Origin of the sequence: Proteus sp. FME41 (genome assembly GCF_014897315.1) — a bacterium.
Taxonomy (GTDB): domain Bacteria; phylum Pseudomonadota; class Gammaproteobacteria; order Enterobacterales; family Enterobacteriaceae; genus Proteus.
On record NZ_JABUYL010000006.1, the window covers coordinates 111,525 to 137,647 of the forward strand.

Below are 26,123 nucleotides of genomic sequence, written 5' to 3' on the forward strand. Positions count from 1 at the left end.
AGGCTAGGATTGTTATTTTATGGTTGACTATAATTCACTTTTTATTAAACACACGGATTGTAATATCCACACGATCACTCTTATTCGTGATTCGATTTTAGCATCAAGCAATAAGTTACAAGACAAGCTAAATTTGCTGGATGAAATGGAGCATCTTTTTAGCAAGATGTTGGATAATTCTCGGTCGTTAGCTCAATTTCTCAATGAAGTTGATAAACATTTTACGCATAACCGAGAAGAGATAGAAAACTTCTCAAGCTGGTTAAAGAAAATTAAAGACAGTGCCAGTAATATTGATAGGCTTTCCAGTCAGGCGAATCTTTTATCTATTAATTCAGCCATTGAAGCAGGGCATATAGGACGTGAAGGGGCGGGGTTCTCAGTATTAGCCCAAGAGATGAAAAAGTTGTCATTAGAAATTCAGCAGCAAGCCTCTTCTATAGCAACCATTAATAATAATTTAGGTGCTCGTTTTATTCCGGTTAAAGAAACGACAGAAAAAAACCAAGAGCAAGTTCAACTCGTTAAAAAACTGGTTGAAGAAGGGCATCAAGATCTAACGTCATTATCAGAGCAAGCTCATGAGCTTAAATATATTTTTACCTTTATCTCAATGCAACAATTTTTTAATACGGTCAAATTGGATCATGTTTTATGGAAGGAAGCTATTTATATCCATTTACTCAATAATGATGATGAACACTGTGTTAATCAACACACCGAGTGCCGTTTAGGTAAATGGTATTATCAAGGTGATGGTCGGAAATTTACGGGCTCTGATGCCTTTCGTCGCTTAGAAGAACCTCATAAGTTAGTTCATGAATGTGGGCGTTTGGCACTAAGGGCGAATATAGATGGCAATCAAGACGCAGTAACGCAATATATTGAGCGAATGGAACAAGCGAGCGTTGACGTGATTAAGTATGTAGATGTTTTATTGAACTCATTTACGCATTAATTTAAAAACCAAAAAGGAGCCATCAGCTCCTTTTTGTGGATCAGGTATATCCGACTTTAACTTTTATTCATTAATGTAGTGAGTTGACTATAAAGTGTATTAGCACTACTTTCATATCCCTCACGAGAAAGATGAACACCGTCAGGTCTTGCTAAATCATTAATGGCCCACGTTTTTATGGAACATTCCCCCCCCATATAATCGCGCCAATCCCAAAAAAGGGTCTTCTCTTGCTGAGCCACTTCTTTTTGAATTCTGATAATATCACTAAGCCATTGAGGCTGTTGTGAACGGCAATCAGGCGCTTCTTTATTCTTGATTGAATCAGAAGGCCCGATTAATAAAATCGTACTATTGGGGGCTTGTTGACGAATTTGGTGAATTTTATCAGTAAGCTGTTGGCGATAAGCACTTAAATCAAAAGTATCATTAAACGCCTCATTAGTACCATAAGCCAAAATCACCATATCAGGATTTAATTGGCCTAATGTTTCAGTCCATTGTGAGCCCCATTTATCCATCATATTAATTGTGGCACCATTAATGCCTAATGAGGATAGCATGACACCCGGTTGTTGGTTGCTAATTAACCAACCGCCTAATTTAACAGGCTGGTTTTTGCTGACAGTAATACTGACAGGAAATGTTATGGCTGTCGGGTTTGAAAACTGCCATTTACCTTGAGTTTGCGACAGTGAAAGGATTTTATTTGTTGATGATTGTACATTCATTTGTGCCGCAGTTGGGGCTTTATAAAGTGCCTGTAATTGATAATGTTGCTGAGTAACCGGTTTCTCAGATAACTGTAATTTTGCCCATTTAGCGAGAGGTTCACTAATAAACCCCCCTAATGGGAAATCAGGATCGCTATCTTTTCTGCTTGAAATCAGTGTCCATGCTTTCTTATCACTCTGATACTGTACGTTAGCAATACGTTGGCCTGCGATATTAGTGGGAGGAATAAAACCAATTCCTCCATTACCGTAGTCAGTTTGAAAACGTTCACGTAACTTACCACTGAAAAAATCCGCTGCAGTATGAGAATCACCTAACTGAACAATATGCACGGTTTGACGGCCTTGCTGTAATTTTTTAACAAAGCCAGCAAAGTGAGGATCGTGATAGTTATAAAGTTGTCTTGAACCATCAGCGGGTAACACTGAGGGAGTGGGGAACGTCACTGTTTTCTTTGCATCTTGGGTACAAGCCACTAAAAGTGACACCAAGGCCAGTATGATTGAGCTACCAACTAAGGTTTTACGCTCAAGGATGTGCGTGAGTTGTTTCATTTACAATAACCGTGTTTTTATCTTTTACATCATCGACTGCATTATCTTCTTTCATTTCTTCTTGAAGATGAATGCGTGAGAATACGTGTTGAGCAATAATTTGCTGACCTTTTAAGCTAAAATGAATGCCATCACCCGCTCTTAATTTAACACGACTGCTGCCATCGCCCATATAATCAGAATAAATATCTTTTTCATATTTAAACATATCATTGACAGAAAGGTAAATTTCACCCATTTTTTCTGCTTCTTCACGATAAAGTTTATCCAGATATGTCATACCTTCTGATAGCTTCTGCTTGCGCATATTGGGTGGCCCAACCCAAATAACCGTGACATTATTCTGCCTGGCGTTTTCGATAATGCTTGCTATACGTGTACGATAAGTCGATTCCCAGGCTTCGCTGGCAAATTTTAAGTAACGCCCACCGCCATCAGGTGGCATATCCCAAGGATCGTTAGGACCTAAAAAAACCACCAGTAATTTAATTGTGTCATCACTGGCTAAGCGTGTCGCAATGGTTTGTGGCCAATTGAAAAAGCGTGGATAGGCCAGTCCTGTACTTTGTTTACTTAAATCGATACTGCTGATGTTGTAATCCGTTTGCAGTTGGCGCTTAAGTAATGGTGCAACACCTTGCATCATTGAATCGCCCGCAAATAACACTTTATCTTCTGGTGATAAGATAATTTCTGTTTTTTGGACGATAGGTTTTAAGGCTTCTAATGCGGCATCAGAGACGTCAGTAACGGAATGGTAAGGTAATCCATTCATAGCTTGCTTACGTTGCAGTAATTGTGGAAAGCGTTGCGTTAATTGAGACGCAGGTCGTGTATACCCATTAAAAAAATGTAAGCCAACCGCAAAGCCTTCAGGAAGTTGCTCTGGCGCTGAAGTTTGCACTATAGGTTTTGCTTGATTATCAGGGTGATGAACCTGTAGATAATCCCCATAGCTTTCTATCGCAACAAATACGCCATCGCGCAGTTGCCCTCCGACTTGCCAAGTATAGTAATGGGATAAGCCTGACCAAGGAGCAGGGCGATGATACTGTTGTTGCCAAAAGCGCTCTAGTGATGTTTGGTTTAGCCAAATTAGCAAAAAGGTACTGAACAGCACCATTAAGGCAACTTTTGCTGTCTTTTTTAAGTTTGAGCCGAAATCAAAAGCTGGCATAGATAAATCCTGGCACTCCATCAGGAGACAGCATAAAAATAATCGTGAGGATCAATGCAAGGGGTAGCGGATAAACATACCACGGTACTCTTTTCTCCAGACGAGCCACAATATCCTTTAAGGTCACAAAGCAAGGATAAAGTAAGAAAAGTCCCCAGAACATAAAGAGCGTTAAGCCTTCAGATTGCAATGACGCCCAAGCCCCCGCACTAAAGAGTTGCTGGATTAACACTAAAGCATCACCCACCGTTTGACTGCGGAAAAATATCCACGCAAAACACACGAAGTGAAAGGTGATGATCCACGACAACAACATGTTTAAGGATGATAACGCACTCGGTGGTGCATTTTTTTTCACAGGGAAGAGGCGATGTTTAATATTCAATAACACCACACCAATACCATGAATGGCACCCCAAATAATAAAGGTCATGGCGGCACCATGCCATAATCCAGAAATCACCATGGCGGCAAAAGCATTAAAGTTTTGCCTAATTACCCCTTTACGATTACCCCCTAAAGGAATATAGACGTAATCGCGAATAAAGGTAGATAAACTGATATGCCAGCGACGCCAAAAATCCGCCAAGTTTATTGCTAGATAAGGGGCATCAAAGTTACGAGGAACAACAAAGCCAAGTAATAAGGCAATACCCGTGACAAGATTGGTGTAACCAGAGAAATTAAAGTAGATGTGCCACGCATAGGCATAAATAGCCGTCAGTACTTGCCCACTTTGCGCTAAATCAGGCGCATTAAATACCGGATCAACATAGTTTGTTGAGAACCAACCACTTAACCAAAAGAGTTTTGCGATAGCCAATACAATCAGCATTATCGCCCCTTTATAATCAATGATTTTTCGTGTTGGCGCCTGAATTTGTGGCAGAAACTCTTTTGCTCGATTAATGGGGCCCGCCACAATGCTTGGGAAAAAGCACAGATAAAGCACAACATCCAAAAATGGGGCTTTGGGGATCTCTTTTCGGCAAACGGAAACGACATAACTGACCGAGTGGAAAATATAGAAAGAGAGGCCTAATGGCGCAAGCAACTCAATAAGAGGAAGTTCAATGCTGAGTCCCCATTGTTGAAATGCCTGTGTCAGTGATTCTTGGAAAAAGGAGTAATATTTAAACGCGGTAAAGTAGACGCCTACCAATAATCCTAATAGCCAGTAAATAACTTTAGAAGAAGTATACTTAGTTAATATATTCGCCAGTAAATAAATAAAGAGTGTATAGCTTAATAAGATTATCGCAGGACGATAATCTGCATAAAAGAGAAAAGAATAACTTACTGTAATCAGTAGGATATTTTGGATCTTAATCTGTTTTTGGAAGAGCCAGTATAAAATAAAAAAGCTAACAAAGGCTCCGAGAAACTCGAATGAAAAAAAATTCATAAAGGGCTCTAAGGGTGTGATTTAAAAGTCATACCAAACGTGTTACCCCCTATATTATGAATTCTAAGCTAGCTTTCAATCAAAAGATTATCTTGTGATAAATAAAAGCCACTTTTCTTTAGACAGAAAAGTGGCTTTTTGCCAGATGAAAGCCTGTAAAGGCTTAACTATCTTGTTTCGACTGCAACTGAACTTGTGTGATCAGTTTTTTATTTGAGTCGAACATTTCGGTCAGATAATCGTTATAACTTGAACCCAATTCTGAGTAACCTTTCAAGTCAGTGATTAACTGGCGAGAGTCGAGTTGTTGCTGCGTCATTCTTTGCTGTGCTCTTGAGGAGCGCAATGAATTATAGGCGCGGTGCGTATTGAGATTACGCATATAAGCAATCACTGAGCCTTCAATATCAGGGTAGGCTGCATAGCCTTTGGTTTTCCCTGGAACGTTATTGCAAGACTGACTCCCACATCGCATACCGAATAGATTGTTATTTTGTTGTGCCAACTTTGATGTTCCCCAGCCTGATTCCGTTGCAGCTTGCGTTGCGACAAAGTGTGTCGGAATAATGTCAACGCGAGTTAATAACGAATCCCAATTTACTTTTTTCGGGCTGGTACATGTGACGCCATAGTATTGACAGATTTCACGCAGTTTTTTTAAATCTGCGCTGCCCCAGTGCTGGGCTTTACGTTGAGCAGTTAACCACTCACGATCTCTCATTATCTTATTATTAACATTGTCAATAATAGGAACTATGACATTTAAAAACGCTTTCTTACGCTGTGTTCCCGAAGGGTATTTTTTCAAGTCTGGCAACGACGTTGACGTGCCTTTGAAAGAATACGCCTGCAGTATCTGGGAACTGCTGGTACTGGTTGAAGCAAAACTTACACCAGTAAATAGTAGTGAAATCAAGAAAGCGAAGACGGCACTTGTCCTCATCAATTGAGAGGGCATTGCTTCTCCTCGTTTAACTGGATAAAAATAGAACGAATACTAACAAATTACTTTTTTCATAGCTACAAAATATCGCCTCACATTAGGATAACTACGAGTGATTTGTTAAAAACTTGTGTGTGTTTTACTGGAAAGCCTCGTTTTATAATCGCTTTTTTTCTTTAACAAAAAGTGCTTTTTCACCTTAAGCTTAAATTTATCTTATGTAAAAAGGTGTGACTTAACCCAAATTTAGCAAAATTAAGCATTTTTAATATGTCAATTTTGTTTGTTATTTAGTCAAATTTTGTTATTTTTGGTCTGGTTTTATTATCAATTTCACGTGCTTTTTCTGTTAAATCAGTAAAATCCGCTTCACGCCAGTAGGTTTTAGGATGAGGTAAATCTTCCATCCGCGTAGTTGGCCAAAGCTGAAATTCTGCTAATTGTTCTAAGACGTAACCGGAATAAGCGCTAGGTAATGTAAGGTAGTGAGGCTGTGTTATTTCCTCAAAGGGTAAGACCGGATAGCGTTTATCAGAGAGATGATAATCACGCAGTAAAACTAAAAACTTATCAGGCACACGTTGCTGGCTATCCCACCACTGTCCATCAATGACATCAAACCATTGTTGGGTGAATTGACGAGGCTGAGCATCTAATTGATAAAGTGCTGAGGGAATGATGCCCTGCATTGATTGATTATAGTGCTCAAGGCTGGTGGCGTGACCCTTTAAGATCAAGGTAAGAGAGAGCCGCGCACCAATTAAGTTGGAGTAGAGATCTTCAGGTGAAAATGCAGAGATACCTTCGGAGAATCCCGGCACAGAACGAAAGCCATACCATTGTGCAATTTCATGCCATACCGCAAGGCGATAGCCTAATCGTGCTGCAAGATAAGCGCTTAAAGTATAGCGTTCAGCTTCATTTTTAGGGGGCGTAAAAGCATTAAAGTGTATTTTACGTTGTGCAAGTTCATCGCTGAGTGTCAATGTCCATTCTTGGCCTAACTTTGGATAGATATGGCTAAAGAGATAATAAGTGTAATCAGCGGTATCGCGAATATGGGCGATATCAAGAAATCCTCCTTTATGGGAGTAAATTAAGCCTGATTTTTCACTTCCTAAACCTAATACAGCCGCTGTACCTAGCCAGAAACTATCGTTATAGCGATGATTACCAAGGGCTGAGGCTTCAACAATATTATCAATACGGTAAAAAGGAATAGGAATACTGAATGCTTTGGCTTTTAAGTCATAGCCAAAAGCACAGCAAGGTCTTAAACCGTTAGGGGCAGTAAGGGGGGCTGGCGTTTGCCAAACTTGCGTGGCTTCTTCATGAGTGATGCTCTCAAGATTGGCATGAAGAGATGTAACCGGCGTGACTTGAGCGCAACCTGCAATAAATAAGAAGAAGGCAATGGTGTTAATAAAAAGAAAACGCTTAAACATCAAAATGCTTCACCCACTTGAAAATAGAATCCTGTACTTTCTTTACCTATACCAAAATCAAGGCGCACATTCATACGTGGTTTAAATTCAAAGCGATAACCCACTCCCACACTGGGTAACCAATGGCCTTTGCCTAAATCACGCGCTTGGTCGCTTAACGTACCACCGCCCACCCAAAGTGCAATACCATGTCGCCAATCGAGCTTTTGACGGTACTCTACTTGGGTTGAAAATACATGATTATCTTGATATCGCCCTTCATAATAGCCTCGCATTTGGTGCCCATTGCTCAGTTTAGACAATTGGCTCCAAGGCACATCACCCGATGTGAAACGGGCATAATTATCAAATGCCAATACCGCAGTATCACTTAAAGGATAATAGTAGTTATATTGTATTTGTGTCGCATTAAAGCGGTTATTACTGCCCGTATCCGATGAATAATGGGTATAACTGATATCAAAGGCCTGACCTTGATAAGCATTGGGTAAAAAATCGCGGCTATCATAAGTAAAGCGAGCAGTTATTCCTGAACTGGTTGAACGCAAAGGTAAATCACGCGCATTCATATAGGCTTTAAAGGGATTATCAGGGGCAGCTGCTTGTAGGTTGGAATAATCCCACCCTAATCCGATATAAGTGTTTTTGGTAACTTGGCGCAGTAATGTGGGTGTTAGACGCAATTCTTGAGAGCGGTATTCACCGAAATGATCTTTTACACGCCCTTCGTGATAACCCTCTCCCCAATAATGGGTGGGAACATTATTTAATGTTCCTGTGAGATAAAAGCGCCAAGTATCATCAGCCAGATAAGTGTAGTTGCTAAAGGTCATACCAAAAGCACCGGTTGATGAGCCAAAGCCACTTAATGAGAGAGACGAGATTTTACTATCAGGACGACTATCCGCTTGATAAAGACCCACAAGCGCAATGCCTACACCCAATTCTAGCTCTGGCGTATAAAATGGGCCCGGTAATATGCCCCAGTCGATAGTTTTACTGCGGTCGAAGTTATTTTCTCCCCCTAATCCAACTAGCCATTGGTCTATTTGTTGTCTATCGGGAAAGAGCTGGGCTTGTGCTGTGTGCGAAATAAAGAGGCTGGCAAATGCCAGCCCAAAAATAAACGGGTATTTAACCATTAAAAACGGAACTCACCTGAAACAAAAAAGCTATTACGGTTGTTGAAACCCAGCTCTGTGATCACATTAAAATTACGAGTGACTTCTAAGCGAGCACCCACAGTTTGGTTCCATTTATGGGCAAGATGCTGTTCAACATCGAATTTCATATTAGGATCACCCATTGCCTCAATAAAGCCAGCAAAATCTGGTGGGAGATTTAATCCATTAATATCGCCTTTAAAGCGTTGGGTAATATCTTGGTACATTGCCCCTGTCCACACCTGCAATTTAGTATTACCTTGGCCTGATATTAAAGGCTCAAAAACAAATTCATAACCCACACGAGGCGAGATTATTAACGCTTTAATATCACCATCTAAAATATCTAAATTAGTTTTGGTGTAGTTTAAGTCAAAAGTAGTAAAGAATTGGTTATAACCACCCGCTAACGTAAAACCAGCACCATAAGTTTTACCTTCAAAATCTAATTTAAAAGGCTTATCTTTAAGTAGAAAATCTAATGGAATAGGACCTAAACTACCGCCTGCTAATGTAGTATTGGATGTTCCTTTAGTTTTTCCATATAGCCCATAAACATTCAAAAATGGAAAGACCCAACTATCCAGTTTTAGCATATGGGTTTCACTTTTTTCACGCGTATGACCTGCATCTATTTTTAGTGCTTTTGCTGTTTCTGGGTTTTCCGGCATGATAAAACCAATTTTATCCACAATAATATCTTGGCGCAGATTCATATAGCTATAACTGGCACCAAAAGGCTCTGGAATATCATAACCACGGGCGCGGGCTTCATCGCCCCAAATCGGTAAAACACGAGATTGGCTGGCTGGGGTACGTGTATCTAACGAACCTTCATTATTTAATGCAGTACCTCCTGATTGGCTCACACTTAAAGAGAGCAGAGGACGATCGCTATCAGCATAAGAAAAGCCAGTGGCAAGGAGAGAGGCGGTCAAAACCACCTTATTTAAATTGGAAAAGTTCATACATAACCCACAGGAAAATTAAAAAATAATAAGTAGTAAAAGAATAGCGGGAAATTTTAATCTTTTTCTAATTAATGGTCACCAGCTATAAGTGCGAAATACAGCAAAAGATGCTTGTATTTCGCGTTATTATGGAATTATTAAGGGTTTATTAAATAAAAAGCCTTATTTTTTCTAAGCTAACCTTAATAAAGAAAGTCATTCTATTATAAAAGAGAATGATAATTCTTCTTTTAATTATTGTTATTTTATTATTTTTTATATTATTGATTAAATTCGCATCAAGATAAGATCTTCCGGTGATAAACCGTTATGATAATAGTCACGCTATATGGATTATTTTAATAAAGGATCGTTATGACCTATCAAGAGCTTTATCAATATGCTGTTTTTATGCTGTCTCGTCGTGATTACAGCACTGTTGAACTCAAACGTCGTATTGCACGCCGAATTCGAGAAACAGAGAAAGACTCCCCCACTGAAGAAGAATGTTTACCACAAGTCATCGAGCGCTTATTAGAAAGCCAATATCTGGATGATAATCGTACTATTTATAGTTTTTTCCGTAGTTATTTAAATAAATCCTATGGACCGTTACGTATTCGTCAAGAGTTGCGTCTAAAAGGTTTCCCCAGTGAAATTATTGAGCGTGTATTAGAAGAAACAGACACCGATTGGTTCGAGTTATGTAAAGAGGTTAAAGAACGAAAATTTGGTGAAAGTAAACCCAAAGACTATAAAGAAAAAGCGAAACAAATTCGCTATTTGCAATATCGAGGCTTTACTTCTGAGTATATGAATTCGCTGTTTTAAATTTCTAACGCAATGCCATGACAATATCGGCTAATTTTTTATCATTCTCTTTTTTAAAATAGACCTTTTATGTACATAAATTAATCGTATTAATGTTTTTAATTGGGGAGTCAAACTCAAGAGAAGAAATAATAAGATCACACGCTTTTCTTATAATATTGCATTAATATATATAATATTTAACTTAAGCGGGGTTATCTTCTTGGTAAATACGTATTAAAAATTAATTTGATAATAAAAAATTGACAAAAATTAGCAGTAAAAACACAGTTGATATTTATTATTTTTATATTTAATTCTAAAACTTTATTTTTTATTTCTATAATAAATTGTATGTCTAATAAATATTAAGTAACTGTTTTAATTCCATTTTAATATTAAATTAAATAGCGATATTGCTCACAAATATTAATAAATGAAAATTTAATTATCTATTTTTGACTAATATCTATTGGGATTAACACAATCATTATACTTTAAAAGTTTTCAATAATTATTGAGGTTTTATTATGAAGAAAAATAAAATTAGGGTATTTACTGCAACATTATTACTATCATCAGCCGGTTTTATTTCAACAGCGTCGGCTGATGTGACGTTAAAACATGGATATATTGATGTCCCTCCCAGCAGAGCTTTTCTTTGTTCATCAAAAGGGAACAATTTAAATAAAAATTGTGGTCCAGTGCAGTATGAACCTCAATCAATTGAAGGCCTTAAAGGGTTTCCCAAAGATGGACCTGCTGATGGTCAAATTGCCAGTGGTGGAAAAGAGACTTTTTCTGCTTTAAATGTACAAAGTGCTGATCGTTGGCATAAAGTCGCAATGAAAAGTGGAGAAAATACGTTTAAATGGACATTAACTGCGAAGCACAGCACTGAATCATGGCGATTCTTTATTACTAAGCCAGGGTGGGATGTAAATAAACCGCTGACTCGTGCTGATTTTGATTTAACACCATTCTGTCAACAAGACGATAATGGAAAAATACCAGCAGAAACCGTAGAATTAAAGTGTAATGTACCAGAACGTTCAGGTTATCAGGTTATTTTAGGCGTTTGGGATATTGCGGATACAGGTAATGCTTTTTATCAGGTTATTGATGCGGAATTTAAAAGATAATCATCTTAATTAAAATTATATTTTAATATCTATAATGATATTGGTTATATATTATTCTATTTTAAATATAAGCAGATTTTAAATTTGAATTTTAAATTTAGAATATAAATTTAGATTGGTAATTATTTAGTTATTAAATAAAAATAATAGCTATTTATTATTGAAATTTAATCAATAGCGCCTTTGTATGGGCGCTATTTTCATTAAATCGACTAGAAATCCCTCGTGCACAATGCTACTTTCTACGTTATACCTATAATTATTTAGCTTAAAACCAACATCATTGAGGCGCGATTATGGAAATCTATTTAGATACAGCGGATATCGAAGAAGTCAGAAAACTCTCTCAAGTTCTTCCTATTGCAGGTGTCACTACCAATCCGTCTATTATTGCTAAATCGGCACAAGATATCGAAACGCTGTTACCTGAATTAAAAGCGGCAATGGGGGGTAAAGGTCGGGTATTTGCACAGGTCATTGCCAGTGATGTCGATACCATGATTGAAGAAGCGCTACGTATCGGAAATATTGCTGATAATACCGTGATTAAAGTGCCAGTTACTGAAGCCGGACTTGTGGCGATTAAACAATTAAAACAAAAAAACATGCTGGTATTAGGTACGGCAATTTACAGTGTCTCACAAGGTTTAATGGCGGCATTAGCGGGTGCAGATTATATTGCCCCTTATGTACATCGAATGGATAGGCAAGGTTCTGATGGCGTGAGAGTCGTCAAAGAATTACAAACCCTAATTACCATGCATAATTTACCGACAAAAATACTTGCCGCAAGTTTTAAAACACCGCGCCAAGTTGTGGACTGTTTATTAGCGGGAGCTTCAGCAGTGACATTACCGGTTGAATTGGCTTATTCGATTATTCATTCACCGGTTGTTGATGATGCAGTAAACCGATTTGCAGATGATTGGCAAGCAGCATTTGATCGCCGGCTTTTGTAGTGAGATCACCTTAGATTATAGAGTTGAGCGCTATCCTATTTATATAGCGCTTAATGGTGATTATTTTAAATAGACGAAAATGCGTCTTAATTAAAATATTATGGCACTATTTATAAATAGAAATGAACCAATAAACTAAATTGAAATAGTCTGCTTTTATTTGTGATTATAAATGGTGTGATCTGCTATCTTTCTGAGTGTTTTTTATATAATCATATTATATATATATGATTTATTGTTATTATTATCTAATCTATTTCTCTATCAAATAAGAGATAAATCTATATTTAAGTCGGCTCTTTTAGTTGTTTTAATCTTTAATTTTTCTAATGAATAACTTACTGATTTATCAATAACCAAAAATAAGCGAATATTGATTTACATCTAATAATAAGCCACCTTTCTGGCAATCCAAATTCAAATCTATTACTATAATGTTAGTCTATAAATGGATTATTAATATAATCTATTTCTTTTTTATTTTGTTGTTAAAAATGACTTTTATATCAATATGTTATTATTGATCTTTTAAAGTGTATTTTATATTTCAATATTTAATTGATTTTTGTTTTTACTCGGTTTAATTGTTATTACTTTAGGTTTAATAACAAAATAATAAATTGTGACGAGTGTGTTAATTAAAGAGTTTGGTTGTTAAAAATAAACTAAATATTATATTGATGGGGTTGTTAACTGACCAGATTAACAGGGAAAACCGATACTCCGCGGTGCAATGATAATTAACATATACAGTTATTATCTTTATTTAGAGATAAATAAATTTTTATTTGTGATACTGGAGTAAATATGTGTGAAGAATACATGAACAAACCACTTTATCTGTCAATTGCTGATTGGGTTCAAGCGCAAGAACGTTGGGTAAGTGCAAAAGAAATCGCGAAAAAATTCGATATTCCTCAATGTAACGCGATTAATATCGTTTCTTATATTCTGTCTGATGTAAAAGAGATTGAATGTGAAACGAAAAGTGTTCCTAATCAACTAGAAGGCCGAGGATGTCAGTGCCAGCGTATGATCAAAGTCAGCCATATTGATCCTCAACTCTATTCGCGGTTAAAGGGCCATATTCAAGGCAAAAGCAGTCAAAGCTCGCCAGAAAAATTATCGACGATGATCCCTCATGGGCTAAACCATGAACAAAAATGGCAATGGATGTTGTCAAAATCGCAACGTCGCTAATTTAGCTGATTAGGCATTGGTTAATTGAATAAATACGACAGGCGTGAGTAACGCCTGTCGCTGTTTGTTACTCGCCTTTCGGTTTCACGTCTGTTGTACCTCGCAAGCGTGGACGATGAGGTTCAGGTACGGTTAATGGTGTGGTTTCGACTAAGCTTTGGCGACAACGAACTGTCAAATCTTGGTATTCACGTGTGTTCATGCGCTTCCATTCCATGTCTTTATTCGTGATGTCACGTACATGCTTTGCTGGACTACCCATCAACATTTGTCTAGGTTGACCCTGAAAGCCTGCTTTCACAAAGCTCATGGCAGCTACAATGCTCTCTTCACCAATCACTGCACCATCCATAATCACGCTATTCATACCGACTAAGCTGTCACGCCCGATAATACAACTATGAAGGATCGCACCATGCCCGATATGTCCATTTTCTCTTACAATGGTATCCATATCGGTATAACCGTGCATGATACAACCGTCTTGAAGGTTAGCACCTGCTTCAACAATCAAGCGCCCATAATCCCCTCTGAGTGATGCAAGTGGGCCGATATAAACACCTGCGCCAATAATCACATCACCAATTAATACCGCAGATGGGTGAACATAAGCGGTTGGATGAACCACAGGAACAAGGCCGTCAAACGCGTAGATACTCATTCGGTTTCCTCTTTATTGTATTATCGAGATTAACGATAATTACCGTCCTTTCCATTCAGGTGCGCGTTTTTCAGCAAAAGCCAGAGGGCCCTCTGTCGCATCTTCTGAATGAAGAACACTTGGGTAATGTTTTAATACGCCACTGCGCATCAGTTTGTAACCTTCTTCAATAGAAAGCTCGCTGGTGGCACGATAAATCTCTTTTAACGCGGCCACTGCCAGTGGAGCACTATTGGCAATTTGATCTGCCAGTTCGCGTGCGCTATCCATTAATTCAGCAGCGCTAACAACGCGGTTTGCAATTCCCCAACGTAGCGCTTCGTCTGCACTCATGCGACGACCTGTCATCAGCATTTCGTTAACAATCGCGGGCGGTAAACGTTTAGGTAAACGCAGAACACCACCACTGTCAGGAACAATGCCTAATTGTGCTTCGGGTAAGGCAAAAGAAGCATTGTCTGAGCACACCATCATGTCAGCAGCGAGTGCTAATTCAAAGCCACCTCCAAAAGCATAGCCGTTAACGGCGGCAATGACAGGTTTATCAAGATTGAAAAGCTCGGTTAAACCTGCAAAACCACCTGCACCAAAATCAGCGTCAGGGGCTTCACCTTCTGCAGCGGCTTTTAAATCCCAACCCGCAGAGAAAAAACGTTCGCCTGCTCCCGTAATAATCGCCACACGTAAGTTAGGATCATCACGAAAACGCAGAAAAACGTCGCCCATTTCATGGCTGGTTTTCGCATCAATCGCATTGGCTTTCGGTCTATTTAATACAATTTCGAGTACTGAACCACGCGTTGTTAGGTGTAATGATTGGCTCATGTTGTATTCCTTTTCATCATCAAAAATAAGCAGTTATGATTGACGTTATTGAGTTAGGGTTAAACCTACCTATGTTTTATTTCAAATGCTTTTTAATCACTTTTCCTGAGCAATTACGGGGTAAGCCCTCTCTAAACTCGACTGCAGAGGGGACTTTAAATTTCGCCATATTTTGCTCACAAAAATGGAAAAATGCGTCTTCACTCAAGGTTTCATTCTCAACCAGTACCACAAAGGCTTTAATTGCTTCATCACGAATATTGTCAGGGACACCAATTACGGCGACATCTTGAATTTTAGGATGTGAAGAAAGGATGTTTTCAATTTCAATACAAGAGACATTTTCACCGCCGCGTTTGATCATATTGCAACTGCGATCAACGAAATAGAAAAAGCCTTCATCGTCACGGTAACCATAATCTCCCGTATGTAACCAACCTTCGGGCTCTAGTGCTTTTGCTGTCGCATCGGGTCGGTTGTAATACTCTTTGAATAAGGTTTTTCCGGGCTCGCCTTTTACGCAAATTTCACCCACAACACCATCAGGGACTTCGTGGTTTTGTTTGTCTCTGATTTGGGCCTGATAACAAAAACCCGGTCTGCCAATGGATGGCCAACGGCGTTTATCGCCAGGTCTGTCTCCAATTAAGCCAACAATGGTTTCTGTCATGCCATAAGAGGTGAGTAATCGTACGTTAAAGCGTTCAATAAAGGCCTCTTTTTCTTCATCGGCAAGATTAAGATAAAACATCACTTCACGCAGTTTGTGCTGTTTTTCTTCTGATGAAATGGGTTGTGCCATTAAGGTTCTCATCATCATGGGAATGCATTCCGTCACCGTCGCTTGATACTTAAGAATTTGTTTCCAAAAGGCTCTGGCACTGTATTTTTCGAGTAGAACAAACGTCGCGCCTACAGAAAATGCCGCGAGAGAGGCGGTGCATTGGCAGTCAATATGAAAGGCTGGCATCACAGTAAGATAAACATCGTCTTCACGTAATGCGTTTTGCCATGATGAATAATAACCCGCAAAGCGTAAATTATAGTGTGTGATCACGACGCCTTTAGGTTGAGAGGTTGTGCCTGAGGTAAAAAGAATTTCAGCCGTGTCATCCACGCTTAATGGGGTGTGATGATTAAGCGTAACAGGGTGCTTGGCTTTCTCTTTTAAAAAGTCGATAACGCCTTTTTCAGCAGGAATACTGTTTTCTGAGATTAAAAACAGTTGCGTTAAAGGGCATTGCTCATCCTGCAACATAGGTTGGTAAATAGGATAGAAATTATCGCGTGTCACTACGTAATGGGCTTGGCAGTGATTGATTATCCACGCACTTTCTTCATGCATAAAGCGCGCATTGATGGGCACCATGACAGCGCCTATTTTTGCCAGCCCAAACCAGCAAAAGAAAAATTCAGGGCAGTTATCAAGATGTAAGGCAACGTGATCGCCTTTTTTTATGCCACCAGCATGAAAAAGATTTGCCGTTCTGTTGATCTCTTCATTTAATTCACTGTAGCTAAATTGTCTCTCTTGTCCTTGTGCGGATCCAAAAATTAGCGCTGTTTTTGTGCCATAAACATCAGCCAAATCATCCCACATTTGACGTAAGTTTTGTCTGCCAATTACATCCATTAAACAGTTACCCTATTCTTTTGCCGTAAATTCAGACACGCTTTATCGCTTTATAACGTCTGAATTTGACGGTGTTACTTTTCGATTTTAGCCAGTCCCTTATCGACCAGCCCCCTGATTTGTTCGTCGCTATAACCGATATTTTTCAAAATTGCGTCAGTGTCCATGCCGTGAGATGGCATTCCGCGCCAGATTTTTCCCGGATTATTTTTGAATTTAGGCATTACATTTGGCCCTTTGCAGGTTTCGCCATTCATGGTTTGCCATTCGGTAATTGATTCACGCGCGACATATTGCGGATTGTCTTCCAGCTCAGGAATAGTCAGTACTTTGGCGCTGGCAATATTGAGCTCTGAAAGACGTTTAAGTACCTCAGTGATGGGCTGTTTTGCTAACCATTCATCGAGTTTGTCTTCAAATAATTGGCCATGAGGGCAATTAATACGGTGAATAAGTTGAGTGCCTTCGGGTACTTCTGGTGTACCAAGAAGATGTGCAAGACCGATATCTTTGAAGATTTCTTGAATTTGGGTGATGCCGACGACCTCCATCACGATAAAGCCATCAAGGCAACGATAAAGTCCACAACCTGCGTAGTACGGATCTTTCCCTTTGGTCATTCGAGGGCAAACTTCACCGCCGTTGAAATAATCCATCATGAAGTATTGCCCCATACGTAACATCACTTCATACATTGCAATATCAATACTTTCACCTTTGCCTGTTTGTTGGACTTTATACAGTGCCGCTAACGCGGAAGTGGTTGCGGTCATTCCTGAGAAATAGTCTGCGGTATAAGGAAAGGCGGGCATTGGCTGGTCTTTGTCACCGTTTTGAATAAGGTAACCACTGAAAGCCTGAGCGATGGTGTTATAAGCGGGTAGGTTGGTGTATTGCGGGTCGCCATATTGCCCAAAACCTGATAAATGGGCGATAACTAATTTAGGGTTATGTTCCCATAATACTTCATCGGTAATACCACGACGTGCAAAGGCTGGGCCTTTACTGGCTTCGATAAAAATATCGGTGGTTTCCATTAATTTTAGGAAGGCATCACGGCCTTCATCTTTAAAGATATTTAACGATAAAGCATGAAGATTACGGCGAGAAAGCTGAGGGTAGTGAGGTTGAACACGAATGGTGTCAGCCCATGCAACGTTTTCAATCCAAATCACTTCAGCACCCCATTCAGCAAACATTTGTCCTGCGAATGGCCCTGCAATTTCAATTCCTGAAAATACAACACGAACCCCAGAAAGTGGGCCGAATTGTGGCATTGGTAAATGTTCTGTCATAGCGTCACCTCGTCAGTGGTTGAGTGAACACTCTCTCACCTAATGATGAGAGAGTTATTTGTGATTAATTAGCGGTACTGTTTAAGTACTGAACGTCCTAATGTCAGGATCTGCATTTCATCAGAACCACCTGATACACGGTCAACACGAAGATCACGCCAGAAACGAGAAATACGATGCTCGCCAGCAATACCAACGCCACCAAGCACTTGCATTGCACTATCAACCACTTCAAACGCTGCATTTGCACAGAAATACTTACACATGGCAGCATCACCAGAAGTGATTAAGTTGTTGTCACTCTTCCATGCAGTTTCATATAACATGTTGCGCATTGAATTGAGTTTGATCGCCATATGGGCGAATTTTTCTTGAATAAGTTGGAAACGACCGATAGCTTCGCCAAATTGCACACGTTGGTTGGCATAACGCGCCGCATCTTCAAACGCACACATCGCTGTACCGTAGTTAGTGAGCGCCACTAAGAAACGTTCGTGGTCGAACTCTTCTTTCACACGATTAAAACCGTTGCCTTCACGACCAAACATGTCTTTTTCTTCAAGCTCAACGTTATCAAACGTGATTTCGCAACAGCTATCCATACGTAAACCCAGTTTTTCTAACTTGTTGACTTTGATGCCGGGTTTACTCATATCCACAAACCATTCAGTAAAGACCGGTTTATCTGGAGATGCTGCATCACGGCTCATCACAACAACATAAGGGGTGTAGGCGCTACTGGTGATAAAGCATTTACTCCCATTGAGGTAAACTTTGCCCTCTTTGCGGGTATACGTAGTTTGTAAGCTACCAACATCTGATCCTGCGCCCGGTTCAGTGATAGCAGAGTTCCACATTTGCTTACCCGTACCGCGGAATGCCATGATTTTATCAATTTGTTCTTGAGTTCCTTCACGTAAGATGGTGTTAAAACCACCCGGTAATTGATATAACACGTAAGTTGGCGCACCTAAGCGGCCTAATTCCATCCAGATTGCAGCAACAGTAACAAAACCTGCATTTAAGCCACCGTGTTCTTCAGGAATAAGCAGATTATCAATTTCCATATCCGCTAAGGCTTTGACAAAACGTTCTGGGTATTTGCTTTCGCGATCACACTGTGCGAAATAAGCTTCCCAGTTTTCACTGGCCATTAATTCGCGGACACCGTCAACAAACAGTTCCTGCTCATCATTCAATCTAAAATCCATGTTAATAACCTCTTAATATGTCATTCTTTGCGTATAGCGGTTCAGTCTTTCCAATGTACTTTGGCGTCTTTAATAAAGGACAAGGTGACCATGATATTGACGAAAAATAGTGGGCATCCTCCAGCGATAATGGCGGTTTGAATGGGTTTTAACCCCCCAAGTGCGAGCAGAATGATGCCGATAACACCGACTAATACAGACCAGCCGATACGCACTAATAAAGGGGGCTCAGAGCCTTCTTTCATAGAGCGACAGGTTGACATGGCGAGCGTGTAAGAGCAGGCGTTGATTAAGGTGACTGTGGCGATAAAGCAGAGAATAAAGAAACCCCACATTGTCGCAGTGCTAAATGGCAGTGCTGCCCATGTTTCGATAATGGCGCGAGGCACACCGTATTGTTCAATTAGTTGTGGAATGTTGAGAATATTTTGGTCAATCAGTTGTAAGGTGTTACCGCCAAGAATGGTCCAAATTAACCAAGTCCCTGCGGTTAAGCCTGAAACCATTCCCAAGCAAAGTTCACGAACAGTACGACCTTTAGAAATACGGGCTAAGAAGATACTCATTTGGATGGCATAAATAACCCACCATGCCCAGTAGAAGACGGTCCAACCTTGCGGGAATCCGCCTTTGCCGATTGGATCGGTATAGAACAGCATACGTGGCATATACATCATCAATGTACCAACAGAGTCTGTGAAGTAATTGACGATAAAGCTCGCACCACCGACGATAAATACCCAGCCCAGTATTAAGAAGCTCAGGTAAGTACGAATATCACTGGCGATTTTTACCCCTTTTTGCAGACCAAATGCCACGCAAATCGCGTTTAATAAGATCCAGCAAGAGATAATAATGGCATCTAATTGCAGGGTATGAGGAATGCCAAATAAGTATTGAATACATTCAGTGACTAACGGTGTAGCTAAACCCAGGCTAGTCCCCATGGCTAAAATTAAAGCCACCAGATAGAAGTTATCAATAATGGTTCCGACGATCCCATTAACGTGCTTTTCGCCAATGAGTGGCGTTAAGGTGCTACTTGGGCGAATAACTTCCATTTTGCGAACAAAGAAGAAATAAGCGAATGCAACAGAAAGGAAGCTGTAAGTTGCCCAAGGTAGAGGACCCCAGTGGAACAAGCTGTAAGCAAGGCCAATTTCTTTAGCTTGAGTTGAGTAGCCTTCCATACCAAAAGGTGGGCTTGAAATGTAGTAGTATATTTCAATCGACCCCCAGAAAAGGACGGCCGCGGACGTACACGACGCAAACATCATAAAGATCCAGCTTGCGGTACTAAATTCAGGTTTGTCTTCTCCAAGACGTTTCTTGGCATAACGCCCGAAGACTAACCAAAACCAACCTCCGAACATGATGACCATATACCATTCGAAGGCCCAACCCCAGACATTGGTAACATAGCTGAATACGGCATTAATCACTTCATTTGAAGCATCAAGATCACGTACCGTTAACCAACATAAAATACCAACAATGATCAATGGTGGAAAAAAAACCTTCGGTTCTATTCCAGCCTTTTTATTATCTTTGCTCATAGGTAAATTTTCCAAATATATTTAGCGCAGAAGTTTAAGGAGTATTAATTCCTAATATCTAATAAAACAGTTAAATTTGTTTATGAATATTTTGTCTATTGGTGTTTCATCATAATAGAAAAATAAAGTCATTGGCTAATCTACAAATCCATTAATGATAGAGAATGATGGATATTATAAGAAATCTATTCTGTTATTCACTTCACACTATTCTTTTTGTCGATTTTATGTTACGTTTTATAACGTTTTATTTTCATTGTAAGCAATTGATAATAATGTTTATTTGTTTGTATGTGATCGGTTTGTTATATTCCCTCTTTCAATATTGTTGATCTCGGTGGCAATATTGAACGTTAAATACCTTTATATTTATTATATTCAATATTGTTGATCAAAGTAGCAATATTGAAAGTTGTTCACTTCAATTAAAATTAATTTCAATATTGGTGATGTATTTAGCAATATTGAAGGCTATCTTGCCTTTATTTAACAATATTCAATATTGGTGACCTAGGTTTAATTTTTTAATCACTTAATTATGTTAATTCTATATTACATTGCCAGAGCAAATGACATTATTTATTAATTTCAGGAGATGTAATGAATATTATTACATGTTACAAGAGTGTTCCCGATGAGCAGGATATCACGGTAAATAGCACAGACAGTTCGCTGGATTTTTCTCGCGCCAATACCAAAATTAGCCAATATGATTTAAATGCGATTGAAGCGGCAAATCAGCTTAAAACGCAACTTGATGGTATTCAAATCACGGCAATGAGTGTCGGCGGTAAATCACTGACAAATGCAAAAGCACGTAAAGACGTACTTTCTCGTGGTGCTGATGAACTCGTAGTTGTGGTTGATGACCAATTTGAAGCCTCTTTGCCTTACCAAACAGCGGTAGCATTGGCTGCGGCTGCGACTAAAAAAGGCTATGACTTAATTCTTTGCGGTGATGGCTCTGCGGATCTGAGCTCACAACAAGTTAGCTTGCTGGTAGGCGAATTCTTAAATGTTCCTGCAATCAATGGTATTAATAAAATTGTTTCTCTTTCTAATGATTCAATTACGGTTGAACGTGAATTAGAAAATGAAATTGAAACACTGACCATTCCATTACCTGCTGTTATCGCGGTTTCTACCGACATTAACACACCTCAAATTCCTTCGATGAAAGCCATTCTTGGTGCTGCCAAGAAACCTGTTCAGCAATGGAGTGTTGCCGATCTTGGTTTGGATGCGATGACTGCGCGTTCAGAGCAAACAGTGACAGCGCCGAAACAGAAAGTACGTCAACGCATCATTATTGAAGGTGATGGCGATGATCAGATTGCTGAGTTGGCAGAACATTTACGTAAAATTCTTAAGTAATAGGGGGAGTTATGAGCCAGTTTTCAACTGTTTGGGTATTGAGTGATGCACTTTCCCGTTTACCAGAATTAGTGGGTGGCGCTTCTTCATTAGGGCAATCTATCAATGTATTTACATTGAATGATAAACAAAGCGTTGCTGCTTTTAAATTAGGGGCAACAGAGGTTTTCCAATTAGAAGGTAAACCTGACGATCGCATTATCGAAGACTATGCACAGAGCATGGTTGAAACCATCAAACAAAAAGGTGATGCAGGTTTAGTGCTACTGCCTAATACACGTCGCGGAAAATTATTAGCTGCACGTTTAGGTCACCGTTTAGAGGCGGTCGTTTCTAACGACGCGCAATCTTTAAAGGCAGATGGTGATGCATTAGTGGCAAAACACATGGTTTATGGTGGTCTTGCCTTTGGTGATGAAACGCTGAAAACGCCTTATTGTGTGGTAACTGCAAGCGTGGGTACTTTTGATGTTGCACCAGAAACTGGTGCTACGGGTAATGCACAAAAAGTCGCATGGATTGCTCCAGCTCAAACCATCGTTCGCAATTCAGTTCAACCACGCGCAATCAATGCGGTTGATTTAGATAAAGCGCGCTTTGTTGTCAGCGTCGGTCGCGGTATTGGTAGCAAAGAGAATATCGCCATTGCAGAAGAGTTAGCGAAAGCCATTGGTGCTGAAATCGCTTGTTCTCGCCCTGTTGCTGAAAATGAGAAGTGGATGGAACACGAGCGCTATGTGGGTATTTCTAACCTGATGCTGAAACCTGAACTCTATTTAGCTGCGGGTATTTCAGGGCAAATTCAACATATGGTTGGCGCTAATGGCGCACAAACTATTGTGGCGATTAATAAAGACAAAAATGCCCCCATTTTTCAGTTTGCTGACTATGGCATTGTCGGCGATTTAATGAAAATTTTACCTGCATTAACTCGTCAATTATCTCACTGATTTAGTTAAGCAGAGAAGTTGACTTCTCTGCTGTTTATCGCAAGTTCTGGAGATGTTATGTCCGATTCCGAAGATATTTTCGATGCCATTATTGTTGGCGCAGGATTAGCAGGATCTGTGGCTGCACTTGTTTTGGCAAGAGAAGGCGCACAGGTTTTGTTAATAGAAAGAGGTAACTACGCTGGCGGGAAAAATGTAACCGGTGGTCGTATGTACGCACATACCCTTGAGCGCATCATTCCTGAGTTTGCGCAACAAGCGCCTGTTGAACGCGTTATTACTCATGAAAAATTGTCATTTATGACCGAAACCGGCGCAATGACAATTGATTACCAAAATACAGAAGGAAAGAACCCAAAAACTGCCTCTTGGTCTGTATTACGTGGTGAGTTTGATCAATGGTTAATGGAACAAGCCGAAAACGCAGGTGCGCAATATATTACGGGGATCCGTGTCGATAAACTCGTCGAGCGTGATGGCAAGATTGTTGGTGTGGAAGCGGATGGTGATGTGTTAGAAGCCAAAGCCGTTATTTTAGCAGATGGCGTGAATTCTATCTTGGCTGAACAGCTTGGGATGACAAAACGTGTTGCGGCTGAAAATGTGGCTGTGGGCGTGAAAGAGATCATCGAACTGCCTGAAAGTGTGATTAAAGATCGTTTTAACCTAAAAGATAACGAAGGCACAGCTTGGTTATTTGCAGGATCACCTACCGATGGATTAATGGGCGGTGGTTTTTTATATACCAATAAAACCACGCTCTCTCTAGGTCTTGTTTGTGGGCTTCACCATATTAAAGATGCGAAAAAATCAGTACCACAAATGCTGGAAGATTTTAAACAGCATCCCGTTGTTGCGCCACTCATTGAGGGCGGGAAAATGGTGGAATACGGTGCGCATGTTGTACCTGAAGCTGGGTTGAGAATGCAAAACGAATTAGTCCGCGATGGCGTATTAATTGCGGGTGATGCTGCTGGGATGTGTATGAACCTTGGCTTTACTATCCGTGGTATGGATTTAGCCATGGCATCAGGCGAAGCGGCGGCAAAAACTGTGCTGTCTGCTATGGAGAAAAACGATTTTAGTAAACAAACACTTAACGAATATCTCAAACATTTAGAAGATGGCCCGTTACGTGATATGAAAGCATACCAGCGTATGCCTGATTTACTTGATAACCCTCGTATGTTCACTGCTTATCCTGAAATGGTCGTTGGTATCGCGAAAGATCTCTTTACCGTTACGGGTGAAGCACCCGTACCAATGCGTAAAACCATGATGCGTCATACCAAAAAAGTCGGTTGGATGAACTTGATTAAAGATGGGATCAAAGGAGTAAAAGCAATATGAGTTCTCCCGTAAATGTCGATGTCAAATTAGGCATCAATAAATTTAATGTCGATGAAGAAAATCCACATATCGTCGTTAAAGAACAGCCTGATAGGCAAGTGTTAGAAACCTTAGTCAAAGCCTGTCCTGCGGGTCTTTATAAAAAACAAGAAGATGGCACCATCAGCTTTGATTATGCAGGGTGTTTAGAGTGTGGAACATGTCGAATTCTAGGTTTAGACAGTGCGCTTGAAAAATGGGAATACCCACGCGGAACTTTTGGTGTGGAATATCGTTACGGATGATGTATCGCTACTTTTCTCCCAGTGCTGTCTCCGGCCTGGGAGCTTTTCTTTTGGGTTTTATTTAGAAAAAATACCAGGACGCAGTCATGCAACCCAGAAACTTTGATGATATTCGTTTTACCTCTGTACATCGTCGAGTGATGTTATGGGGGAGTGGTGGCCCTTTTCTTGACGGCTATGTGTTAGTGATTATCGGTGTGGCATTAGAGCAACTCACACCGTTATTACAGCTTGATACACGATGGATTGGACTGCTTGGTGCGGCAACATTAGCAGGGCTTTTTATTGGCACATCACTTTTTGGTTATATTTGTGACAAAGTGGGTCGCCGTAAAATGTTCCTTGTGGATATTGTGGCTATTGCCATTATTTCTATCGCAACCATGTTTGTCTCTACGCCAGTGGGCTTATTGGTGATGCGATTCCTTATTGGTATTGTGATTGGTGCCGATTATCCTATTGCGACCTCGATGATCACCGAGTTTTCCAATAAAAAACAACGTGCTTTTGCTGTCGGTTTTATTGCGGCGATGTGGTATATCGGGGCAACTTGCGCCAATTTAGTCGGCTATCTCCTTTATGATGTTGAAGAGGGGTGGCGTTGGATGTTGGGCAGTGCCTTTATTCCTTGTGTGATCATTTTAATTGGCCGCTTTGATTTACCAGAATCGCCTCTTTGGTTATTGCGAAAAGGGCGAGTTCAAGAGTGTAATGAAATGATGATCACACTTTTTGGCGAGCCTGTCGTTTTTGAAGCGGAAGATGCCAAAACCACACGTTTTATCGAGCTATTTAATAAACGTCATTTTTCGTTTGTGCTGTTTGTTGCCGTGATTTGGACTTGTCAAGTTATCCCGATGTTTGCCATTTATACCTTTGGACCACAAATTGTGGGTTTATTGGGGTGGGATGCAGGAAGGAGTGCGGCACTGGGTAATGTGGTGATTAGCCTATTCTTCATGTTTGGGTGTATTCCCGCTATGTTTTGGTTAAATCAAACAGGGCGGCGTCCGTTATTGATTGGTAGTTTTGCCATGATGACATTGGCATTATTAGTGCTAGGGGTTTTCCCTGATTTACCTATCTTATTTGTTATCTTAGCGTTTGCGACTTACGCCTTCTTTTCTGGGGGCCCTGGAATTCTACAATGGCTTTATCCTAATGAACTGTTTCCAACGGATATTCGCGCTTCAGCAGTCGGGGTTATTATGTCGATAAGCCGTATTGGTACAGTTATTTCCACTTGTGCGCTTCCTGCTTTTATCGCCACTTATGGCATTAATACGACAATGCTGGTGGGTGCGGCAATCTCTTTATTCGGCATGATAGTGTCTGTGCTGTTTGCACCAGAAACCAAAGGATTAACGCTTAATCAAACCTCAACCATGCCAATGCGACGGGGTAAATAACACTTTTAATTGGTAAACAATAAAATAGGTTAAGTAATTTAAATTATTTTTCATTTAAATGTTATAAAGTTTAATCGTTATTGTATTTGTTTTTATATTATTTTTATTTAAACTATCCCATAAATGTTTATTGA

23 protein-coding genes are annotated in these 26,123 nt (G+C 39.9%); 10 read left to right on the forward strand and 13 right to left on the reverse strand.

Annotation, left to right across the window (positions count from 1 at the left end; translation table 11 throughout):
- Window positions 1-19: 19 nt before the first annotated feature.
- Window positions 20-958 (forward strand): methyl-accepting chemotaxis protein, encoded by a 939-nt coding sequence (locus INT04_RS07650; protein WP_193015558.1) that lies wholly within the window; start codon window positions 20-22, stop codon window positions 956-958.
- Window positions 959-1,014: 56 nt separating this feature from the next.
- On the opposite strand, the gene INT04_RS07655 is transcribed toward INT04_RS07650, so the two are convergent.
- The 7 genes from INT04_RS07655 to INT04_RS07685 form a co-directional block, all read right to left on the reverse strand.
- Complete coding sequence (locus INT04_RS07655; protein ID WP_193015559.1) at window positions 1,015-2,247, reverse strand: SGNH/GDSL hydrolase family protein; 1,233 nt, start codon at window positions 2,245-2,247, stop codon at window positions 1,015-1,017.
- Window positions 2,222-3,424: a DUF459 domain-containing protein gene (locus INT04_RS07660; RefSeq protein WP_193015560.1), complete on the reverse strand. Its 1,203-nt coding sequence runs from the start codon at window positions 3,422-3,424 to the stop codon at window positions 2,222-2,224. Before INT04_RS07660 ends, INT04_RS07655 begins: the two co-directional genes overlap by 26 nt.
- A complete protein-coding gene (locus INT04_RS07665; RefSeq protein ID WP_193015561.1) occupies window positions 3,411-4,829 on the reverse strand; it encodes an MBOAT family O-acyltransferase in 1,419 nt (472 codons plus the stop codon). Before INT04_RS07665 ends, INT04_RS07660 begins: the two co-directional genes overlap by 14 nt.
- Window positions 4,830-4,992: 163 nt before the next feature.
- Complete coding sequence (locus tag INT04_RS07670; protein ID WP_193015562.1) at window positions 4,993-5,787, reverse strand: protein bax; 795 nt, start codon at window positions 5,785-5,787, stop codon at window positions 4,993-4,995.
- Window positions 5,788-6,062: 275 nt separating this feature from the next.
- Window positions 6,063-7,217 (reverse strand): DUF4056 domain-containing protein, encoded by a 1,155-nt coding sequence (locus INT04_RS07675; RefSeq protein ID WP_193015563.1) that lies wholly within the window; start codon window positions 7,215-7,217, stop codon window positions 6,063-6,065.
- Window positions 7,217-8,359: a BamA/TamA family outer membrane protein gene (locus INT04_RS07680; protein ID WP_193015564.1), complete on the reverse strand. Its 1,143-nt coding sequence runs from the start codon at window positions 8,357-8,359 to the stop codon at window positions 7,217-7,219. The genes INT04_RS07675 and INT04_RS07680 overlap by 1 nt, the downstream gene beginning before the upstream one ends.
- A complete protein-coding gene (locus INT04_RS07685; protein WP_193015565.1) occupies window positions 8,359-9,348 on the reverse strand; it encodes a hypothetical protein in 990 nt (329 codons plus the stop codon). The genes INT04_RS07680 and INT04_RS07685 overlap by 1 nt, the downstream gene beginning before the upstream one ends.
- 357 nt (window positions 9,349-9,705) lie before the next feature.
- Between INT04_RS07685 and INT04_RS07690 the strand changes: the two genes are divergently transcribed.
- From INT04_RS07690 to caiF, 4 genes are all read left to right on the forward strand, one after another.
- Window positions 9,706-10,161, forward strand: a complete 456-nt coding sequence (locus tag INT04_RS07690; RefSeq protein ID WP_193015566.1) for a regulatory protein RecX — start codon at window positions 9,706-9,708, stop codon at window positions 10,159-10,161.
- Window positions 10,162-10,670: 509 nt separating this feature from the next.
- Window positions 10,671-11,282: a lytic polysaccharide monooxygenase gene (locus tag INT04_RS07695; protein WP_193015567.1), complete on the forward strand. Its 612-nt coding sequence runs from the start codon at window positions 10,671-10,673 to the stop codon at window positions 11,280-11,282.
- 296 nt (window positions 11,283-11,578) lie between these two features.
- Window positions 11,579-12,241 (forward strand): fructose-6-phosphate aldolase, encoded by a 663-nt coding sequence (gene fsa / locus INT04_RS07700; RefSeq protein ID WP_193015568.1) that lies wholly within the window; start codon window positions 11,579-11,581, stop codon window positions 12,239-12,241.
- Window positions 12,242-13,048: 807 nt separating this feature from the next.
- Window positions 13,049-13,441 (forward strand): carnitine metabolism transcriptional regulator CaiF, encoded by a 393-nt coding sequence (gene caiF / locus INT04_RS07705; protein WP_193015569.1) that lies wholly within the window; start codon window positions 13,049-13,051, stop codon window positions 13,439-13,441.
- Window positions 13,442-13,508: 67 nt separating this feature from the next.
- Here the strand turns inward: caiF and caiE are convergent, their stop codons facing one another.
- The 6 genes from caiE to caiT form a co-directional block, all read right to left on the reverse strand.
- On the reverse strand, window positions 13,509-14,102 hold the full coding sequence (gene caiE / locus INT04_RS07710) for a carnitine operon protein CaiE (RefSeq protein ID WP_193015570.1): 594 nt from the start codon (window positions 14,100-14,102) through the stop codon (window positions 13,509-13,511).
- Window positions 14,103-14,141: 39 nt separating this feature from the next.
- Window positions 14,142-14,927: a crotonobetainyl-CoA hydratase gene (caiD, locus tag INT04_RS07715; protein WP_193015571.1), complete on the reverse strand. Its 786-nt coding sequence runs from the start codon at window positions 14,925-14,927 to the stop codon at window positions 14,142-14,144.
- Between the two features lie 76 nt (window positions 14,928-15,003).
- The gene (gene caiC, locus INT04_RS07720; protein WP_193015572.1) at window positions 15,004-16,560 is read right to left on the reverse strand and encodes a crotonobetaine/carnitine-CoA ligase; all 1,557 of its coding nucleotides are present in this window, start codon (window positions 16,558-16,560) and stop codon (window positions 15,004-15,006) included.
- A 74-nt stretch (window positions 16,561-16,634) separates the two neighbouring features.
- Entirely contained in the window at window positions 16,635-17,855 is a 1,221-nt protein-coding gene (gene caiB, locus INT04_RS07725; protein WP_193015573.1) for an L-carnitine CoA-transferase, read from the reverse strand.
- Window positions 17,856-17,923: 68 nt separating this feature from the next.
- Complete coding sequence (gene caiA, locus INT04_RS07730) at window positions 17,924-19,066, reverse strand: crotonobetainyl-CoA dehydrogenase (RefSeq protein WP_193015574.1); 1,143 nt, start codon at window positions 19,064-19,066, stop codon at window positions 17,924-17,926.
- A gap of 41 nt (window positions 19,067-19,107) precedes the next feature.
- Window positions 19,108-20,622 (reverse strand): L-carnitine/gamma-butyrobetaine antiporter, encoded by a 1,515-nt coding sequence (gene caiT / locus INT04_RS07735; RefSeq protein WP_193015575.1) that lies wholly within the window; start codon window positions 20,620-20,622, stop codon window positions 19,108-19,110.
- A gap of 600 nt (window positions 20,623-21,222) precedes the next feature.
- Between caiT and INT04_RS07740 the strand changes: the two genes are divergently transcribed.
- The 5 genes from INT04_RS07740 to INT04_RS07760 all read left to right on the forward strand — a co-directional run bounded on the left by INT04_RS07740 (window position 21,223) and on the right by INT04_RS07760 (window position 25,989).
- Complete coding sequence (locus INT04_RS07740) at window positions 21,223-21,996, forward strand: electron transfer flavoprotein FixA (protein ID WP_193015576.1); 774 nt, start codon at window positions 21,223-21,225, stop codon at window positions 21,994-21,996.
- A gap of 11 nt (window positions 21,997-22,007) precedes the next feature.
- Window positions 22,008-22,946, forward strand: coding sequence for an FAD-binding protein (locus INT04_RS07745; RefSeq protein ID WP_193015577.1), 939 nt, complete (start codon window positions 22,008-22,010; stop codon window positions 22,944-22,946).
- A gap of 57 nt (window positions 22,947-23,003) precedes the next feature.
- Complete coding sequence (gene fixC / locus INT04_RS07750; RefSeq protein WP_193015578.1) at window positions 23,004-24,296, forward strand: FAD-dependent oxidoreductase FixC; 1,293 nt, start codon at window positions 23,004-23,006, stop codon at window positions 24,294-24,296.
- Complete coding sequence (gene fixX, locus INT04_RS07755; protein WP_109400055.1) at window positions 24,293-24,580, forward strand: ferredoxin-like protein FixX; 288 nt, start codon at window positions 24,293-24,295, stop codon at window positions 24,578-24,580. The genes fixC and fixX overlap by 4 nt, the downstream gene beginning before the upstream one ends.
- A gap of 86 nt (window positions 24,581-24,666) precedes the next feature.
- Window positions 24,667-25,989 (forward strand): MFS transporter, encoded by a 1,323-nt coding sequence (locus INT04_RS07760; protein WP_193015579.1) that lies wholly within the window; start codon window positions 24,667-24,669, stop codon window positions 25,987-25,989.
- The last annotated feature ends 134 nt before the right edge of the window (window positions 25,990-26,123 follow it).

Bases quoted from the DNA above. Each gene is read 5' to 3' on its own strand.
- INT04_RS07650 (WP_193015558.1), top strand. From the start codon at position 20: ATGGTTGACTATAATTCACTTTTTATTAAACACACGGATTGTAATATC.
- INT04_RS07655 (WP_193015559.1), bottom strand. From the start codon at position 2,247: ATGAAACAACTCACGCACATCCTTGAGCGTAAAACCTTAGTTGGTAGC.
- INT04_RS07660 (WP_193015560.1), bottom strand. From the start codon at position 3,424: ATGCCAGCTTTTGATTTCGGCTCAAACTTAAAAAAGACAGCAAAAGTT.
- INT04_RS07665 (WP_193015561.1), bottom strand. From the start codon at position 4,829: ATGAATTTTTTTTCATTCGAGTTTCTCGGAGCCTTTGTTAGCTTTTTT.
- INT04_RS07670 (WP_193015562.1), bottom strand. From the start codon at position 5,787: ATGCCCTCTCAATTGATGAGGACAAGTGCCGTCTTCGCTTTCTTGATT.
- INT04_RS07675 (WP_193015563.1), bottom strand. From the start codon at position 7,217: ATGTTTAAGCGTTTTCTTTTTATTAACACCATTGCCTTCTTCTTATTT.
- INT04_RS07680 (WP_193015564.1), bottom strand. From the start codon at position 8,359: ATGGTTAAATACCCGTTTATTTTTGGGCTGGCATTTGCCAGCCTCTTT.
- INT04_RS07685 (WP_193015565.1), bottom strand. From the start codon at position 9,348: ATGAACTTTTCCAATTTAAATAAGGTGGTTTTGACCGCCTCTCTCCTT.
- INT04_RS07690 (WP_193015566.1), top strand. From the start codon at position 9,706: ATGACCTATCAAGAGCTTTATCAATATGCTGTTTTTATGCTGTCTCGT.
- INT04_RS07695 (WP_193015567.1), top strand. From the start codon at position 10,671: ATGAAGAAAAATAAAATTAGGGTATTTACTGCAACATTATTACTATCA.
- fsa (WP_193015568.1), top strand. From the start codon at position 11,579: ATGGAAATCTATTTAGATACAGCGGATATCGAAGAAGTCAGAAAACTC.
- caiF (WP_193015569.1), top strand. From the start codon at position 13,049: ATGTGTGAAGAATACATGAACAAACCACTTTATCTGTCAATTGCTGAT.
- caiE (WP_193015570.1), bottom strand. From the start codon at position 14,102: ATGAGTATCTACGCGTTTGACGGCCTTGTTCCTGTGGTTCATCCAACC.
- caiD (WP_193015571.1), bottom strand. From the start codon at position 14,927: ATGAGCCAATCATTACACCTAACAACGCGTGGTTCAGTACTCGAAATT.
- caiC (WP_193015572.1), bottom strand. From the start codon at position 16,560: ATGGATGTAATTGGCAGACAAAACTTACGTCAAATGTGGGATGATTTG.
- caiB (WP_193015573.1), bottom strand. From the start codon at position 17,855: ATGACAGAACATTTACCAATGCCACAATTCGGCCCACTTTCTGGGGTT.
- caiA (WP_193015574.1), bottom strand. From the start codon at position 19,066: ATGGATTTTAGATTGAATGATGAGCAGGAACTGTTTGTTGACGGTGTC.
- caiT (WP_193015575.1), bottom strand. From the start codon at position 20,622: ATGAGCAAAGATAATAAAAAGGCTGGAATAGAACCGAAGGTTTTTTTT.
- INT04_RS07740 (WP_193015576.1), top strand. From the start codon at position 21,223: ATGAATATTATTACATGTTACAAGAGTGTTCCCGATGAGCAGGATATC.
- INT04_RS07745 (WP_193015577.1), top strand. From the start codon at position 22,008: ATGAGCCAGTTTTCAACTGTTTGGGTATTGAGTGATGCACTTTCCCGT.
- fixC (WP_193015578.1), top strand. From the start codon at position 23,004: ATGTCCGATTCCGAAGATATTTTCGATGCCATTATTGTTGGCGCAGGA.
- fixX (WP_109400055.1), top strand. From the start codon at position 24,293: ATGAGTTCTCCCGTAAATGTCGATGTCAAATTAGGCATCAATAAATTT.
- INT04_RS07760 (WP_193015579.1), top strand. From the start codon at position 24,667: ATGCAACCCAGAAACTTTGATGATATTCGTTTTACCTCTGTACATCGT.